Annotated in this window: 22 protein-coding genes; all 22 read left to right on the top strand. The window is 58.2% G+C overall.

The genetic code is table 11. The annotated features are described in order from the left end of the window. Window positions 1-24 precede the first annotated feature (24 nt). The 22 genes from N7922_RS06250 (at window position 25) to N7922_RS06145 (ending at window position 14,524) form a co-directional block, all read left to right on the top strand. Complete coding sequence (locus N7922_RS06250; protein WP_263099728.1) at window positions 25-210, top strand: hypothetical protein; 186 nt, start codon at window positions 25-27, stop codon at window positions 208-210. Between the two features lie 218 nt (window positions 211-428). Then, window positions 429-632: a tail protein X gene (locus N7922_RS06245; RefSeq protein ID WP_088236682.1), complete on the top strand. Its 204-nt coding sequence runs from the start codon at window positions 429-431 to the stop codon at window positions 630-632. After that, on the top strand, window positions 623-844 hold the full coding sequence (locus N7922_RS06240; protein WP_263099727.1) for a phage holin family protein: 222 nt from the start codon (window positions 623-625) through the stop codon (window positions 842-844). Before N7922_RS06245 ends, N7922_RS06240 begins: the two co-directional genes overlap by 10 nt. Further along, window positions 828-1,337: a lysozyme gene (locus tag N7922_RS06235; RefSeq protein ID WP_263099726.1), complete on the top strand. Its 510-nt coding sequence runs from the start codon at window positions 828-830 to the stop codon at window positions 1,335-1,337. Before N7922_RS06240 ends, N7922_RS06235 begins: the two co-directional genes overlap by 17 nt. Continuing rightward, window positions 1,334-1,747 (top strand): Rz-like lysis system protein LysB, encoded by a 414-nt coding sequence (lysB, locus tag N7922_RS06230; RefSeq protein WP_263099725.1) that lies wholly within the window; start codon window positions 1,334-1,336, stop codon window positions 1,745-1,747. Before N7922_RS06235 ends, lysB begins: the two co-directional genes overlap by 4 nt. Then, window positions 1,647-1,916, top strand: a complete 270-nt coding sequence (lysC, locus tag N7922_RS06225; protein WP_263099724.1) for an Rz1-like lysis system protein LysC — start codon at window positions 1,647-1,649, stop codon at window positions 1,914-1,916. The genes lysB and lysC overlap by 101 nt, the downstream gene beginning before the upstream one ends. Next, window positions 1,855-2,322, top strand: a complete 468-nt coding sequence (locus N7922_RS06220; RefSeq protein WP_263099723.1) for a phage tail protein — start codon at window positions 1,855-1,857, stop codon at window positions 2,320-2,322. Before lysC ends, N7922_RS06220 begins: the two co-directional genes overlap by 62 nt. 87 nt (window positions 2,323-2,409) lie before the next feature. After that, on the top strand, window positions 2,410-3,045 hold the full coding sequence (locus N7922_RS06215) for a phage baseplate assembly protein V (RefSeq protein ID WP_263099722.1): 636 nt from the start codon (window positions 2,410-2,412) through the stop codon (window positions 3,043-3,045). Continuing rightward, window positions 3,042-3,389 (top strand): GPW/gp25 family protein, encoded by a 348-nt coding sequence (locus N7922_RS06210; protein WP_263099721.1) that lies wholly within the window; start codon window positions 3,042-3,044, stop codon window positions 3,387-3,389. Before N7922_RS06215 ends, N7922_RS06210 begins: the two co-directional genes overlap by 4 nt. 4 nt (window positions 3,390-3,393) lie before the next feature. Continuing rightward, complete coding sequence (locus tag N7922_RS06205) at window positions 3,394-4,302, top strand: baseplate assembly protein (RefSeq protein WP_263099720.1); 909 nt, start codon at window positions 3,394-3,396, stop codon at window positions 4,300-4,302. Next, window positions 4,295-4,906: a phage tail protein I gene (locus N7922_RS06200; protein ID WP_263099719.1), complete on the top strand. Its 612-nt coding sequence runs from the start codon at window positions 4,295-4,297 to the stop codon at window positions 4,904-4,906. Before N7922_RS06205 ends, N7922_RS06200 begins: the two co-directional genes overlap by 8 nt. Continuing rightward, window positions 4,903-5,913, top strand: coding sequence for a phage tail protein (locus tag N7922_RS06195; RefSeq protein WP_263099718.1), 1,011 nt, complete (start codon window positions 4,903-4,905; stop codon window positions 5,911-5,913). The genes N7922_RS06200 and N7922_RS06195 overlap by 4 nt, the downstream gene beginning before the upstream one ends. A gap of 249 nt (window positions 5,914-6,162) precedes the next feature. Further along, complete coding sequence (locus N7922_RS06190; RefSeq protein ID WP_263099717.1) at window positions 6,163-7,221, top strand: phage tail protein; 1,059 nt, start codon at window positions 6,163-6,165, stop codon at window positions 7,219-7,221. Continuing rightward, window positions 7,221-7,817, top strand: a complete 597-nt coding sequence (locus tag N7922_RS06185) for a tail fiber assembly protein (RefSeq protein WP_263099716.1) — start codon at window positions 7,221-7,223, stop codon at window positions 7,815-7,817. Before N7922_RS06190 ends, N7922_RS06185 begins: the two co-directional genes overlap by 1 nt. Before the next feature lie 130 nt (window positions 7,818-7,947). Then, complete coding sequence (locus N7922_RS06180; RefSeq protein WP_263099715.1) at window positions 7,948-8,865, top strand: phage tail protein; 918 nt, start codon at window positions 7,948-7,950, stop codon at window positions 8,863-8,865. 148 nt (window positions 8,866-9,013) lie between these two features. Continuing rightward, the gene (locus tag N7922_RS06175; RefSeq protein WP_263099714.1) at window positions 9,014-10,195 is read left to right on the top strand and encodes a phage tail sheath protein; all 1,182 of its coding nucleotides are present in this window, start codon (window positions 9,014-9,016) and stop codon (window positions 10,193-10,195) included. Window positions 10,196-10,207: 12 nt separating this feature from the next. Beyond that, complete coding sequence (locus N7922_RS06170; protein WP_263099713.1) at window positions 10,208-10,726, top strand: phage major tail tube protein; 519 nt, start codon at window positions 10,208-10,210, stop codon at window positions 10,724-10,726. Window positions 10,727-10,788: 62 nt separating this feature from the next. Further along, window positions 10,789-11,070: a phage tail assembly protein gene (locus tag N7922_RS06165; protein WP_263099712.1), complete on the top strand. Its 282-nt coding sequence runs from the start codon at window positions 10,789-10,791 to the stop codon at window positions 11,068-11,070. A gap of 32 nt (window positions 11,071-11,102) precedes the next feature. Next, window positions 11,103-11,222 carry a GpE family phage tail protein gene (locus tag N7922_RS06160; RefSeq protein WP_061493592.1) on the top strand — a complete coding sequence of 40 codons (120 nt, stop codon included), beginning with the start codon at window positions 11,103-11,105 and terminating at the stop codon, window positions 11,220-11,222. Beyond that, complete coding sequence (locus N7922_RS06155; protein WP_263099711.1) at window positions 11,215-12,939, top strand: phage tail tape measure protein; 1,725 nt, start codon at window positions 11,215-11,217, stop codon at window positions 12,937-12,939. Before N7922_RS06160 ends, N7922_RS06155 begins: the two co-directional genes overlap by 8 nt. Next, a complete protein-coding gene (locus tag N7922_RS06150; RefSeq protein WP_263099710.1) occupies window positions 12,936-13,397 on the top strand; it encodes a phage tail protein in 462 nt (153 codons plus the stop codon). The genes N7922_RS06155 and N7922_RS06150 overlap by 4 nt, the downstream gene beginning before the upstream one ends. Continuing rightward, complete coding sequence (locus N7922_RS06145; protein WP_263099709.1) at window positions 13,394-14,524, top strand: contractile injection system protein, VgrG/Pvc8 family; 1,131 nt, start codon at window positions 13,394-13,396, stop codon at window positions 14,522-14,524. The genes N7922_RS06150 and N7922_RS06145 overlap by 4 nt, the downstream gene beginning before the upstream one ends. The last annotated feature ends 15 nt before the right edge of the window (window positions 14,525-14,539 follow it).

Below are 14,539 nucleotides of genomic sequence, written 5' to 3'. Positions count from 1 at the left end.
CAGTAAAAGCACATGAGGGGATTCATGGTGTCTGAACGTTTCGAAAAATCGCAGTTTAATTGGGCGTGCGTCAAACTGATTACTGAGCTGGCGCTACTTCACCGCTGTACCAGGGAAGAGATGGAACTCGCCATGACAATGGTGTCGAACATCGCGAACAGCGAAACCCCTGGGGTTGGAGAGAAGGACATTTTTTACCCGGCCGAATAACGCTCTGCCGCCTTCCTCAGGCAGATGCATTTGCAGCATTGCGCGCCAACCGCCGTCGGTCTGGCGCGCGCTTTTGTTATTCTCACCTTTGCGCATCATTACGCCCTTCTCACGTTGTGCCAGTGCTTAGCCAGCCTCGACAGATGGCGTCTGTCTGCCCCGCCCCCGACACTTGAAGCTGGAAACACTCCCTCCAGACCGCAAGAGATCCGAACACGATGAATGCAATTACACAACAGGGCGACACCCTCGACATCCTTTGTCTGCGCTATTACGGCCGCACGGAAGGCGTGGTCGAAACCGTACTTCTGGCCAACCCGGGACTGGCGGAACTCGGGGTGATCCTGCCCCATGGCACCCACGTTGAACTGCCGGAAGTGGCGGTCGCCACGGTGAACGAAACGGTGAACCTATGGGCGTGACTATCGAAAAAGTCACCTCGTCGCTGGCGTACTGGATCAGCGTCGCGCTGACGTTTTTTGGCGCCATGACGCCGCAAGACTTCGCCGCCTGGTTTGGCGCACTTGGCGTTGCCGTTACCGTGGCGGTGAACTGGTATTACCGTCGAAAGAGCTATCTGTTTCTCAAATCCTGTGCCACGAGCCAGGAGGTGATCAATGGGCTTACCCGTTAAACGCTGTAGCGCGGCGGTCGTGCTGGCGCTGGCGGCGCTGACGCCGGACTTCCGCTTACTGCATACCTCGCAGCAAGGGCTGGCGCTGATTGCCGATCTCGAAGGTTGTCGGCTGCGCCCTTACCAGTGCAGCGCTGGCGTCTGGACGTCCGGTATTGGCCATACCGCCGGTGTGACGCCGAAACGCGATATCACGGAAAAAGAGGCGGCGGTGAACCTGGTCGCCGACGTACTGCATGTTGAGCGCCGGCTGGCGGACTGCGTAACGGTGGCAATGCCGCCGCAGGTCTACGACGCGGTAGTCAGCTTTGCGTTTAACGTCGGTACCGGCGCCGCCTGCCGCTCCACGCTGGCGTTTTATCTCAATAAAAAACAGTGGCAACAGGCCTGCGATCAACTGCCGCGCTGGGTGTTTATCGACGGCGTGCGCAATACCGGGCTGGAAAACCGCCGCCAGCGTGAACGCGCTTTATGTCTGCAGGGGGCGTTGTGAAAGCCTGGCTGATTGCCCTGCTGCTGGGCGTCTGCGGCCTGCTGTGGCTGATGCAGCAAAACCATACGCTGCGCGCGTCGCTGGCGCAGTCCCGCCAGTTAACCGAGGCACAAAACAGCGCTATCGCGCAACTGAAAGCGCAGCTTACCGCCTCACGCGAGCTGGCCAACAGCAACGAGCAGGCGCAGGTGGCGCTGCGCCAGCAACTGGAGTCCGCCAGTGCGCAAGCGGTGCAGCGCGAACAGGCTATTACGAGGTTAATCAATGAAAATGACGCGTTTCGCCGCTGGTACAGCACTGAGCTACCTGATGCTGTGCGCCGGGTGCACCAGCGCCCCGCCTGCGCCTCTGCCGGTCACTGTTTACAACCGTTGTCCGCAGGTCAGTCTGTGCCCGATGCCGGCAAGTAATCCACAAACCAACGGCGATTTAAGCGCCGATATCCGACGGCTTGAGCGCGCGCTGGAACAGTGTGCGTTGCAGGTCGAAACCGTAAAACACTGCCAGGATGAGATAAATGCTAAAACCCAATACGCTGCGCAAAGCCCTGACGGACGCCGTCCCGGCCCTGCGCGATAACCCTGCCATGCTGCGCCTGTGGGTGGATAAAGGCAGAAATATCGCCACCCTCTCCCACTCACTCTCGTTTGAAAAGCAGTTCAGCCTGAATGTCGCCGTCAGCGGTTTTTCCGGCGATATCGACACGATCTTCGTGCCGGTGATGCTGTGGCTGCGCGACAACCAGCCCGACATCCTCACCGTGGAGGCCGGGCAGCAAGCCAGTTTTAGCTGGACGCTGGTTGCCAATAGTGACAGTACGCAGGATCTGACCATCACGCTGCAACTGACGGAACGCACGCAGGTGAAGGAAGTGGATGGCGCGCTGTATGCCGAAACGCTGCCAGAGCCGTTGCCGCCTGCGGCGGTGACCCGGCCGAAGGAGCTGTATGTTCACGGCGAGCTGCTCAGCAGTTGGTCCTCCTGATAACCCATTGTTCCCCCGGCGTTGTGCCAAAACCCGGACAGCGTTGTCCGTTTTCCAAAGCCGGGGGCGCATAGCATCATTTCGCGTATGAATACACAACTCTCGCTCCAGGAAATGGCCCGCGCGCTGCGCAATATGATCCGTACCGGGATTATCGTCGAAACCGACCTTAACACCGGGCGTTGTCGTGTGCAGACAGGCGGCCTTGTTACTCAGTGGCTGCAGTGGTTAACCCACCGCGCCGGTCAATCACGTACGTGGTGGGCGCCTTCCGTCGGCGAGCAAGTGTTAGTGCTGGCGGTCGGTGGCGAACTCGACACCGCATTTGTTCTGCCCGGGATCTATTCCGACGATCGCCCGGCACCGTCAGCATCGGCGGATGCCTGGCACGTTGCCTTCCCGGATGGCGCGGTGCTGGAGTACGAACCCCAAACCAGCGCCCTGAAAGTCAGCGGCATCAAAACCGCCGATATCAGCGCCTCACAATCCATTACCGCCAGCGTGCCGGAAGTGTTAGTGAAGGCTTCCACCCGCGTCACGCTGGATACCCCGGAAGTGGTCTGCACCAACAAGCTCATCACCGGCACGCTGGAGGTCAAAAGCGGCGGCACGATGCGCGGCAATATCGAGCACAGCGGCGGTTCGCTGTCGTCCAACGGCAAAGTGCTGCACACCCATCAACACCCCGGCGACAGCGGCGGCACAACAGGAGCGCCTCTATGACAGTTCGTTACAGCGGGTTAAACCGCACCACCGGCGCAAGCCTGACCGACACCGCGCATATCCGCCAGAGCATCAGCGACATCCTGCGTACGCCGATTGGCTCGCGGGTGATGCGCCGCGATTACGGCTCGCAATTGTTTGAGATGATCGACCAGCCGCAAACCCCGGCGCTGGCGCTGCAAATTCAGGCGGCGTGCTATATGGCGCTGCTGAAATGGGAACCGCGCATCAGCGTCAGCGCGGTGACCGTTGAGCGCCAGTTCGACGGCAAAATGATCGTCAACCTGACCGGCCAGCTTGCCAGCACCGGTGAATCCCTTTCGTTAACCCTTCCTGTGAGTTAAAACCATGCCGATTATCGATCTGAGCCAGCTTCCTGCGCCGGACGTGGTCGAGGAGCTGAATTACGAAACTATCCTCGACGACCGTAAAGCGACGCTGATTTCCCTGTTTCCGACGGATGAGCAAGAGGCAATCGCCCGCACGCTGGCGCTGGAATCTGAGCCGCTGACCAAGTTTCTTGAAGAGAACGCCTACCGCGAGGTGATGTGGCGCCAGCGCGTCAACGAAGCCGCACGGGCGGTGATGCTGGCCTACGCTGCCGGGAATGACCTCGATGTGGTTGCCGCCAACAGCAACACCGCGCGTCTGACCATCACCCCGGCGGATAACAGCACCCTTCCGCCAACCGCCGCCGTGATGGAGTCCGATAAGGATCTGCGTCTGCGCGCGCAGCAGGCGTTTGAAGGGTTGAGCGTCGCCGGGCCGGTGGGCGCGTATGAATACCACGGGCGCAGCGCCGACGGGCGGGTGGCGGATATCTCCGTGATCAGCCCGAACCCGGCGTATATCACCGTGTCGGTGCTCTCCCGTGAAGGCGATGGCAGCGCCAGCGATGAGCTGGTCGCCATCGTCAATAACGCCCTTAACGCGGAAGATGTGCGCCCGGTGGGGGATCGCGTGACGGTGCAAAGCGCACAGATTGTACCGTACCAGATTAACGCCACGCTCTATTTCTACCCTGGACCGGAATCCGAACCGATTCGCCAGGCCGCCGAAGCGCAACTGAAAGCCTATATCAACGCGCAGCGCCGACTTGGCCGCGACATTCGCCAGTCGGCGATTTATGCCGCCCTGCATGTTGAAGGCGTGCAGCGTGTAGAACTGAGCGCCCCGCAAAGCGATCTGGTGCTCGACAAACACCAGGCGTCGTACTGCACCGCGTGGAGCATTCAGGCCGGAGGTACCGATGAATGATGACCGCCTGTTACCGGTTGGCTCCTCAGGACTTGAGGTAGCGGCAACCACGGCGGCGGCACAAATCGAACGTGTGCCGGTGCCGCTGCGCACCTTGTGGGACCCGCAAAAATGCCCGGCGGAGCTGCTGCCTTACCTGGCGTGGGCGCTCTCCGTCGATCGCTGGGATTACACCTGGCCGGAAGCCACCAAACGCAACGTGATCGCCGCCTCTTTTTATGTTCATCAGCACAAGGGCACGCTCAGCGCCCTGCACCGCGTTGTTGAACCGCTCGGTTTTCTGATTGAGCTGCGCGAGTGGTGGCAGGACAACGCCGAGCCCGGCACCTTTAAGCTGGTGATTGGCGTGCAGGATAACGGCATCACCGAGGCGATGTACGAGGAGCTGGAGCGGCTGATTGATGACGCGAAACCGGCGAGCCGCCATCTCACCAGCCTGAATATCAGCCTGAGTACGCAGGGTGAGTTTTATGTTGGCGCCGGCTGCTATCTCGGTGAAGAGCTGACGGTTTACCCCTACGCGCCGGAAGAGATTGTTGTTGGCGGTGAGAGCTTCCCGGCTTCCGCTGTTCATTTGATTGATGACCTGAGAGTTAACCCATGACCACCAAATATTTTGCCATTCTGACCAACCAGGGGGCGGCGAAGCTGACGAACGCCACCGCCCTTGGCCGCCAGCTCAAACTGACGCAAATGGCGGTCGGCGATGCCAATGGCGCATTACCCACGCCGGATGCCACGCAAACCGCATTGATTAACCAGAAACGCATTGCGCCGCTGAATACGCTGACCCTCGATCCCGGTAATGCCAGCCAGATTATTGCCGAACAGGTGATCCCGGAAACCGAAGGCGGTTTCTGGATCCGCGAAATCGGTCTGTATGACGATGAGGGCACGCTGGTTGCCGTGGCGAACTGCCCGGAGACCTATAAACCGCAGATGCAGGAAGGCAGCGGGCGCACACAAATCGTGCGCATGTTGTTGGCGGTGTCGTCGCCATCGTCGGTGACGCTGACCATTGACCCGGCGGTGGTGCTGGCCACGCGGAAATATGTGGATGATAAAGTCATTGAGGTCAAAGCCTATGCAGACGGCCTGCTGGCGAATCACCTGGCTGCCGCTAACCCGCATCCGCAATACGTGAAAGTGGCTGATATCGCCTACTACACGCCGATTGGCGTGCCGGTGCCTTACCCTGCGGCGATACCGCCTGGCGGCTGGATGCTGTGCAATGGCGCGACGTTTGATAAAGCAGCCTGGCCAGGGCTGGCAGCGGTGTACCCGTCTGGCGTGTTGCCGGACTTGCGCGGTGAGTTTATCCGCGGCTGGGATAACGGGCGCAAGGTGGATACCGACCGGGTACTGTTAAGCGCACAGGGAGATGCCATTCGCAATATCACGGGTAGTATTCCCGCTGTTGCTCCCTACGGGTACGAGCAGGATGCCAAAGGGGCTTTGAGTGGAATGAATGGTTTTGTGCATGGCGGGGGGTCTTCGCCGCAACAAAGCAACGGCTATGGCATCGGGTTCAACGCCTCGCTTGCAGTACCTACCGCGGCGGAAAACCGCCCGCGCAACATCGCTTTTAACTATATCGTCCGGGCGGCATAACGCCCTTATTGCCGTTCGGTTAAACACGGCGCCACCGGCACTACCGGGTGGTGCTGCGTTCCCCCTCTCTGGTTGTTTTACTTTTCAGGATCCTCTATCCGCGCCATCTGGCGCTTTTTTTTATCCCTTGTCGTTGTGTCAGCCTGTAATAAACCCCGTTAAATGGTGTTCGTCTGTGGCTGAACGGAAAATAACGCCTGTCTTAACAGCGATGTTTCATTCATCCACAAACAACCAGAGAGTTAACGCATGTCCGCAAAATATTTTGCCATTCTGACCAGTCAGGGTGCAGCGAAGCTGGCGAACGCAACGGCGCTCGGCACAAAACTCAATCTTACGCAGATGGCAATTGGCGATGCCAACGGCGTGTTGCCTACCCCCGATGCTTCGCAAACGAAACTGATTAACCAAAAACGTATTGCGCCGCTGAACCGGCTTTCTGTTGACCCCAAAAACACCAACCAGATTATTGCCGAACAGGTGATTCCGGAAACCGAAGGCGGTTACTGGATCCGTGAAATTGGCCTGTATGACGACGACGGCGTGCTGATTGCCATTGCCAACTGCCCGGAAACCTATAAACCGCAGATGCAGGAAGGCAGTGGGCGTACGCAGACGATTCGCATGGTAGTGGTGGTATCGTCAACGGCGGCGGTCACGCTCAAAATCGACCCGTCGGTGGTGCTGGCTACCCGCCAGTATGCCGACGATCTGATGAACAACCATGTTGCCGCCAGCAACCCGCACGCCCAGTACGCACCGCTGGCCAGCCCGGTATTCATCGGTACCCCGACCGTGCCCGATACCCATATCGGCAACTACGGGCAGCAAATCGCCAACACCAAATATGTGCGCGATGTTATCGCCGATTATGACGGCATTCTTCCTGTGGGTGCGCCTGTCGCCTGGCCGCAGGCTGCTGCACCTGGCGGTTGGCTGATTTGCAACGGTGCCGCTTTTGATAAAACGCAGTTGCCAAAACTTGCCGTGGCGTATCCATCGGGGGTACTGCCCGATCTGCGTGGGCAATTTATTCGCGGCTGGGATTCGGGAAAAGGTCTGGACAGCGGCCGCGTATTGCTCTCCGCACAGGCCGACCAGTTGCGGGCACACAATCACCGTTTTATTAACGAATACGGTACCCCGACGATACAGATTATTGCGTATACCGATGAAAATAACGAAGGCACCGACGTGACCAATAATGTGGGTAATCGCTGCCACACCTATATCCGGATGGAAAACACTGGCGGCGTCGAAACACGTCCATACAACATTGCATTTAACTACATCGTGAGGGCTCAATAATGTCGCAAGCAACACTGAACCAGAACCTGATTGCCACCGCTGCCGGGGAAATCACTGTCTATAACTTTAGCGGCGATACCCGCGAATATTTATCCACCTCTGTCGAATACCTGGCGGTTGGCGTCGGTATCCCAGGCAATTCGACCGTGGAAGCGCCGCTGGCGGCGAAAAACGGTTTTGCGGTGTGCTGCGCGGCAGATGCCCGCAGTTGGCTGTATGTTGCCGATCATCGTGGCGAAACCGTTTATGACCTCGAAAGCGGTGTAGAAACGTCTGTCACCACACTGGGTGATTACCCGGCGAACGTCACCACGCTTGCCCCGGCAACGCCGTACGATAAGTGGAACGGCAGCACCTGGGTAACCGACAGTACCGCACAACATGACGCGCAAATTGCCAGCGCAGAGCAGAAAAAAACGCAGTTGCTGAATGCGGCGAAGAACACCATCAGCCTGTGGCAGACGGCGCTGCAGTTGGGCAGACTCAGCGAGGCCAATAAAGCGCGGCTGATCGCCTGGATGGATTATATTGATGCCGTGCAGGCAATTGATAGCGCGCAGGCACCGGATATCAACTGGCCTGCACAACCGGAATAACACGCAACGGGCTTCGGCCCGTTTTTTTCACCTGGGTTGTACCAGGCCGCAGCCAACCCCGACCGATAGCCCCTTCCCGCATCCGCACCGGACAATGTCGTTTACTTATCCGATAACTGAGAGTGAACGCATGACTGCGAAATATTATGCCATTCTGACCAATCAGGGGGCGGCGAAGCTGGCGGCCGCCACGGCGCAAGGCACCCGGCTCAACATCACCCGGATGGCAGTGGGCGACGGCAACGGTGCGCTGCCCTCGCCGAACGCCACGCAAACCAGTCTGGTGAACCAGAAACGCATCGGCGCATTGAATGTGCTGATGATTGATAGCATCAACAGTAACCAGATTATTGCAGAGCAAATTATTCCGGAAAATGAAGGCGGTTTCTGGATCCGCGAAATGGGCCTGTACGACGACGCCGGGGTACTGGTGGCCGTGGCAAACTGCCCGGAAACCTATAAACCGCAACTGGATGAGGGCAGCGGTCGCACGCAAACCATCCGCATGGTGCTGACGATTTCCAATACTCAGTCGATAACCTTAAAAATGGATCCGACCGTCGCGCTCTCCACCCGCAAATACGCCGACGACCTGCTGGATAATCACGTTAAAGCGGCTAACCCACACACGCAATACCCACTCATCGCCAATGCATTACAGGAAATGGCGAATGCTGGTCTGGTAAGCAGTGTTCACAAGAACCTCAATCTCAGCAACATCGTGCAGGCCGGTACGGCAACCGGCGTAGTGTCTAATCCGGGTTATTTCAAAATACCGGGGATTATCCTTGGCACGAAAAGAGACCTCATTATTCAATGGGTTTCCGGTGTCACAAACGTAACCAACGGTACAGATTCTGTGATCAGCTGGCCAATCCCCTTCCAGGCAGCCTGTCTGTCCGCCCAGGTCACGTTTAACGAAGGCGCTGGACCATTTAGCGATATCACCTCTCCGGTGTTTGTCACGGCCCGTTCTCTGACAACCGTGACCATCCGCTCCTATACTGGAGCAGGCAATGGCGTGGATATTCTCGGCATCGGGTTTTAATGCAGGTTTATTTACACACGATAACGGGCTGCGGCCCGTTTTTTTTGCCCGTCACTGTTGTTTCAGCACCGCCCCAACGCCGATAAATAGCGCCCTGCCTCGCCGCCCTGGAGAATAGCACTCACCCCAAAACCACGGAGTTAAACGGATGAGTGACTATCATCATGGCGTCCAGGTCGTCGAAATCAACGACGGCACACGCGTCATTTCCACTGTCTCAACGGCCATTGTTGGCATGGTATGTACCGCCAGCGATGCAGACGCTGAGATGTTCCCCCTTAATGAACCAGTGCTGATCACCAGTGTGCAGAGCGCCATTGCGAAAGCGGGCGTCAAAGGTACGCTGGCCTCTTCTCTGCAAGCCATTGCTGACCAGGCGAAGCCGGTCATCGTAGTGGTGCGCGTTGCGGAAGGCACAGGCGACACCGCGCAGGCACAGACCATTTCCAATATCATCGGCACTACCGATGCAAACGGTAAATACACCGGCCTGAAAGCGCTGCTGACCGCTGAAGCGGTAACCGGCGTGAAACCGCGTATTCTTGGCGTACCGGGTTATGACACCCAGGAAGTCGCCACGGCACTGGCCTCTGTCTGCCAGAAACTGCGCGCCTTCGGCTATGTCAGCGCCTGGGGCTGCAAAACCCTTTCCGATGCAATGAAGTATCGCGAAAACTTCAGCCAGCGTGAGCTGATGGTGATCTGGCCGGACTTCCTCGCCTGGGATACCGTCGCGAACGCGACTTCCACCGCCTACGCCACTGCCCGCGCGCTGGGTCTGCGTGCTTACATCGACCAGTCCGTCGGCTGGCACAAAACCCTGTCCAACGTCGGCGTTAACGGCGTGACCGGCATCAGCACCCCGGTATTCTGGGATTTGCAGGAGTCCGGTACCGACGCGGATCTGCTCAACGCGGCTGGCGTGACCACGCTTATCCGCAAAGACGGTTTCCGCTTCTGGGGCAACCGCACCTGCTCTGACGACCCGCTGTTCCTGTTTGAAAACTACACCCGCACCGCGCAGGTTATCGCCGACACCATGGCCGATGCGCATATGTGGGCGGTGGACAAACCGATCACCGCGACGCTTATCCGCGACATCATCGAAGGCATTAATGCGAAGTTCCGCGAGCTGAAAAGCAACGGTTACATCGTGGATGCCACCTGCTGGTTCGACGAAACCGCCAACGACGCCGTCACCCTGAAAGCCGGGAAACTGTATATCGATTACGACTATACGCCGGTGCCGCCACTGGAAAACCTGACCTTACGCCAGCGCATCACCGATAAGTACCTGGTGAATCTGGTCTCCTCGGTCAACAGCAATTAAGGAACCTGATAAATGGCAATGCCGCGAAAACTGAAATACATGAACGTGTTCCTCAATGGCTACAGCTATCAGGGGATCGCAAAATCCATCACGCTGCCGAAACTGACCCGCAAGCTGGAAAACTACCGCGGTGCAGGCATGAGCGGTGTCGCGCCTGTCGATATGGGTCTGGATGACGACGCCATGTCGATGGAGTGGACGCTGGGCGGCTTCCCGGATGCGGCTATCTGGGAACTGTATGGCGCAACCAGCGCAGACGCCGTCCCTGTGCGTTTCGCCGGCTCCTACCAGCGCGACGACACCGGTGAAACAGTGGCAGTCGAAGTGGTCATGCGTGGTCGCCAGAAAGAGATCGACACGGGCGAAAACAAAGTGGGCGAAGACACCGAATCCAAAATCTCCGTCGTTTGCACCTATTTCAAACTGACGATGGATGGCGCGGAACTGGTGGAAATCGACACCGTTAACATGATCGAAAAAGTCAACGGCGTAGACCGCCTCGAGCAGCACCGCCGCAATATCGGCCTGTAATGCGCACCCCGGTCAGCCTCGCTGACCGGTTCTTCCCCCGCTAATGGAATCACGAGGAACTCATGAGCAACGAAACTGACCACGTCATCACCCTGGAAAACCCGATCAAACGCGGCGAACAGAGCATTACTGTTATTACCCTGATGAAGCCGAACGCCGGTACGCTGCGTGGCGTAAGCCTGGCGGCAGTGGCGAATGCGGAAGTGGATGCGCTGATCAAAGTGTTGCCGCGCATTACCTCGCCTTCGCTTACCGAGCAGGAAGTGAGCGCGCTGGACCTGGTGGATATGGTGGCGCTGGCCGGCAAGGTGGTTGGTTTTTTGTCACCGGCTTCGGCACGGTAAGCTTTCCGGCGAACCTGTCGGTTGACGATCTGATGGCGGATATCGCGGTGATTTTCCACTGGCCGCCGTCAGAGCTCTATCCCCTGAGCCTGAGCGAACTCATCACATGGCGCGAAAAAGCGCTGCAGCGAAGCGGAAACACACATGAGTAACAGCGTAAAAATAGAAGACTTGCTCACGGCTGTTGATCAGGCGACGCGCCCGTTTAAAACCTTACAGGCAGCGAATGTGTCGCTGTCTGACCAGGTTAAAGAGACGCAGACCACCTTACGCGGCCTGTACAGCCAGGTAGCGCAAATCGACGGTTTTACCCGAACGCAAAGCGCGTTGACGGCCGTCAGCCAGGAGCTGAACGTCGCCAAAGAGAGCACGCGCGCGCTGGCGTCTGAGCTGAAAAAAGTGGACGCGCCGACCCGCACGCAAATTAGCGCGCTGGAGAAAGCCCGCAGCCGCGTCAGCGCCCTGCAACAACAGCATGATGACCTGCGCCAGTCGGTGAAAAACCAGCGTCAGGTACTGAGCCAGGCAGGCATCAGCACCCGCGCACCCGCAAGCGCGCGGCAGCGTCTGCAAAACAGCATCAATGACAATACCGGCCAACTGACGACGCAGCGCGACGCGCTGGCGCAGGAGAACCGGCAAAACCGCATGGCGAAAATCAAGGCGGGACAGCAATCCATTCTGGGCATTGCCGGAAACCTCTCCGCCGTCGGCAAAACCGGCATGTCGGTGGCCACCACCGGGGTTAACCTCGGTAAAAAACTGATGCAACCGGGCTACGAAGCGTCGCTGAAAGCGTCCCCGGCCGCCAGCCCTGCCAGCCCCGGTGCGAGCGTGGCGACCGCGCAAAACGGCGGCAATCTCGGCACCGATTTACAGGCACTGCAAGCGGCGTATCAGTCGCTGAGCGTGGATATTTTCAGCACCCAGGAATCCTCTTTACGCCAGCTGGTGCAAACCGCGACCCAGTATCTGGGCCAGCTGCAACTGTGGGTACAGAACAATCAGGGGCTGGTGCAAACCTTCGGGATGATCGCCACCGTGGTGGTTGGCGTCGCCGGCGCAATTGGCACCGTGGCCAGCGTGATTGCGCCCGTCTTTACGGGCATCAGTACGCTTATCACCATCGCCACCACCTTTGGTAGCGTCTTTACCACCGTGTGCGGCGGCATTCTGACGGTACTTGGCTCGCTCACTCTGCCCATCGTCGGCATTATCGCTGCAGTTGCCGCCGCTGCGGTGGCCATCTACGCCTACTGGGAACCGATTAGCGCCTTCTTTGGCGGCGTGGTCGAAGGTATCAAAGCTGGCTTTGCCCCGCTTGCCGAACTGTTCGTGCCTTTTCAGCCTGTTTTCGACGCCATTGGCAGCGCGCTTTCGGCCGTTAAGAACCTGTTCAGCGATCTGATTGCCCCTATCGCCTTCAGCCAGCAAACACTTGAAAGCTGCGGTAACGCCGGGAAGCTGTTTGGTCAGGTGCTGTTTGAGGCGCTGACTTTACCCTTTAAACCGCTGAAATTGTTGATGGAAGGCGTCGGCTGGCTGCTGGAGAAACTCGGCATCGTAAACAAGCAACCGGCGATTGAGATCCCCAAACCGGTGGACGCAACGGCGGCAGGCGGCGCGATTGGATACATCCAGCCAACCAGCACAATGCCAGGATTCAACAACTACCAGGCAGCCAAACCCGCTGGCGGTAATTCGTACGTCGACCAGAGCAAAACAGAATATAACGTCACGTTGACGGGCGATATTTCCCCCGGCAGCGACAATGAGCGCCAGTTGCAGAACCTGCTCCGCCAGGAAGCCGACAACCGCCGCAACAACGCCTATTCCCACTTCACTCTGTCAGGAGGCTACTCATTATGATGCTGGCGCTGGGATTTTTCGTCTTTATGCGGCAAACGCTGCCGTTCCAGAACATGAACCGCACCTCCGCGTTTACCTGGAGCAGCAACCCGCGCGTCGGCAAACGCGCGGCCTATCAGTTCATCGGCCCGGGAGAAGATACGGTGGAAATCACCGGCGATCTCTTCCCGGAGCTGACTGGCGGCGTGCTGTCGCTGGCGGCGGTGCGCCTGATGGCCGAGCAGGGCAAACAGTGGCCGCTTATCGATGGCACGGGAATGATTTACGGCTGGTATGTGATAAGCAACGTCAAAGAGAACGGCTCCGAGTTCTACAGCGACGGCTCGCCGCGCAAAATCAACTTCACGCTGCAACTCACCCGGGTTGATGAGTCGTTGATTACGCTGGCGAAAAATCTGCAAACCAAAGGCAGCGAGTTGCTTGAGGCTGCCAGTAAAAAACTGGGTACCCTCGTATGATTGATGCACTGGCAAATGATCTGACGCAGGCGGATACGCCCCTCTATGCGCTGAAGCTGCTCGCCAAACCCGCAAGTGACGACCAGGCCGCAACGGAGGTCGACAAAGACATCACCCAAAACATCGCCGGGCGCCTGATTTCACTGACCGTGACGGACAATCGCGGTTTCGAAGCCGATACGCTGACGCTGACGCTGGATGATGCTGACGGGAATATTGCCGTGCCGGCGCGCAGCGCGGTGGTGGGCGTCAGTCTGGGTCGCCAGGGCGAGAATCCGACCGATATGGGCAGTTTCACCATCGACCAGGTGACGCACCGTGGCACGCCGGACCAGCTGGTGATTTCCGGGCGTAGCGTGGATTTTCGTGAGGGGATGAACACCGCCAAAGAGGGCTCGTGGCATGACACGACGCTTGGCGCGATTGTTGAAAACATCGCCACGCGTAATAAGCTAAAAGCCAGCGTTGCGGCGGAGCTGGCGGGGATTAAGATTGCGCATATCGACCAGTCGAAGGAGAGCGACATTGGGTTTCTGACCCGGCTGGCGATCCGCAACGGTGCTGAAATCGCCGTGAAAAAGGGGACGCTGATTTTTCTGGTGCCGGGCAAATGCGTGCGCAACGGCAAAGCGGTTACGCCGGTAACCATCAGCCGTGGCGATGGCGATACGCACACCTTTGACCTTGCGGATCGCGCGGCGTACGGCGGCGTGGTTGCGCACTGGCAGGATACCAAAACGCCTCAGAAGCAAACGAAACAAGTGGAGATGAAGCGCAAAGAAGAGAGCAAGCAAGAGGCGACGAACTACACCGCCGGCTCGGCAGAGAATGTCTATATTCTGCCGACGCTGTACGCCTCGAAAGACGAAGCGACCCGCGCGGCCGACGCGGCGTGGAAGGAGCTTCAGCGCACGGCGGCGAAATTTACGCTGGTGCTTGCGCAAGGGCGCGGCGATATCGCCCCGGAAACCCCCATCCGTCTGTCTGGCTTTAAAGATGTCATCAACAATACGCCATGGGTCATCAAAAAAGTCACTCACGCACTTGATAATAAAGGGTTTATCACCAAGCTGGAGCTGGAAATCGACGTCAGTAAAGTAGCGTATGAATTCAAAACCCAGGAATAGCAAAGCGTCAAATAC

Origin of the sequence: Kosakonia sp. ML.JS2a (assembly GCF_025642095.1) — a bacterium.
Lineage (GTDB): Bacteria > Pseudomonadota > Gammaproteobacteria > Enterobacterales > Enterobacteriaceae.
The sequence above is the reverse complement of the archived record's forward strand: the minus strand, read 5'-3'. Positions and strand labels throughout refer to the sequence as shown.

What these genes read in the sequence shown, in the direction of transcription:
- N7922_RS06250 (WP_263099728.1), top strand. Translation starts at nt 25, where the DNA reads ATGGTGTCTGAACGTTTCGAAAAATCGCAGTTTAATTGGGCGTGCGTC.
- N7922_RS06245 (WP_088236682.1), top strand. Translation starts at nt 429, where the DNA reads ATGAATGCAATTACACAACAGGGCGACACCCTCGACATCCTTTGTCTG.
- N7922_RS06240 (WP_263099727.1), top strand. Translation starts at nt 623, where the DNA reads ATGGGCGTGACTATCGAAAAAGTCACCTCGTCGCTGGCGTACTGGATC.
- N7922_RS06235 (WP_263099726.1), top strand. Translation starts at nt 828, where the DNA reads ATGGGCTTACCCGTTAAACGCTGTAGCGCGGCGGTCGTGCTGGCGCTG.
- lysC (WP_263099724.1), top strand. Translation starts at nt 1,647, where the DNA reads ATGCTGTGCGCCGGGTGCACCAGCGCCCCGCCTGCGCCTCTGCCGGTC.
- N7922_RS06220 (WP_263099723.1), top strand. Translation starts at nt 1,855, where the DNA reads ATGCTAAAACCCAATACGCTGCGCAAAGCCCTGACGGACGCCGTCCCG.
- N7922_RS06215 (WP_263099722.1), top strand. Translation starts at nt 2,410, where the DNA reads ATGAATACACAACTCTCGCTCCAGGAAATGGCCCGCGCGCTGCGCAAT.
- N7922_RS06210 (WP_263099721.1), top strand. Translation starts at nt 3,042, where the DNA reads ATGACAGTTCGTTACAGCGGGTTAAACCGCACCACCGGCGCAAGCCTG.
- N7922_RS06205 (WP_263099720.1), top strand. Translation starts at nt 3,394, where the DNA reads ATGCCGATTATCGATCTGAGCCAGCTTCCTGCGCCGGACGTGGTCGAG.
- N7922_RS06200 (WP_263099719.1), top strand. Translation starts at nt 4,295, where the DNA reads ATGAATGATGACCGCCTGTTACCGGTTGGCTCCTCAGGACTTGAGGTA.
- N7922_RS06195 (WP_263099718.1), top strand. Translation starts at nt 4,903, where the DNA reads ATGACCACCAAATATTTTGCCATTCTGACCAACCAGGGGGCGGCGAAG.
- N7922_RS06190 (WP_263099717.1), top strand. Translation starts at nt 6,163, where the DNA reads ATGTCCGCAAAATATTTTGCCATTCTGACCAGTCAGGGTGCAGCGAAG.
- N7922_RS06185 (WP_263099716.1), top strand. Translation starts at nt 7,221, where the DNA reads ATGTCGCAAGCAACACTGAACCAGAACCTGATTGCCACCGCTGCCGGG.
- N7922_RS06180 (WP_263099715.1), top strand. Translation starts at nt 7,948, where the DNA reads ATGACTGCGAAATATTATGCCATTCTGACCAATCAGGGGGCGGCGAAG.
- N7922_RS06175 (WP_263099714.1), top strand. Translation starts at nt 9,014, where the DNA reads ATGAGTGACTATCATCATGGCGTCCAGGTCGTCGAAATCAACGACGGC.
- N7922_RS06170 (WP_263099713.1), top strand. Translation starts at nt 10,208, where the DNA reads ATGGCAATGCCGCGAAAACTGAAATACATGAACGTGTTCCTCAATGGC.
- N7922_RS06165 (WP_263099712.1), top strand. Translation starts at nt 10,789, where the DNA reads ATGAGCAACGAAACTGACCACGTCATCACCCTGGAAAACCCGATCAAA.
- N7922_RS06160 (WP_061493592.1), top strand. Translation starts at nt 11,103, where the DNA reads ATGGCGGATATCGCGGTGATTTTCCACTGGCCGCCGTCAGAGCTCTAT.
- N7922_RS06155 (WP_263099711.1), top strand. Translation starts at nt 11,215, where the DNA reads ATGAGTAACAGCGTAAAAATAGAAGACTTGCTCACGGCTGTTGATCAG.
- N7922_RS06150 (WP_263099710.1), top strand. Translation starts at nt 12,936, where the DNA reads ATGATGCTGGCGCTGGGATTTTTCGTCTTTATGCGGCAAACGCTGCCG.
- N7922_RS06145 (WP_263099709.1), top strand. Translation starts at nt 13,394, where the DNA reads ATGATTGATGCACTGGCAAATGATCTGACGCAGGCGGATACGCCCCTC.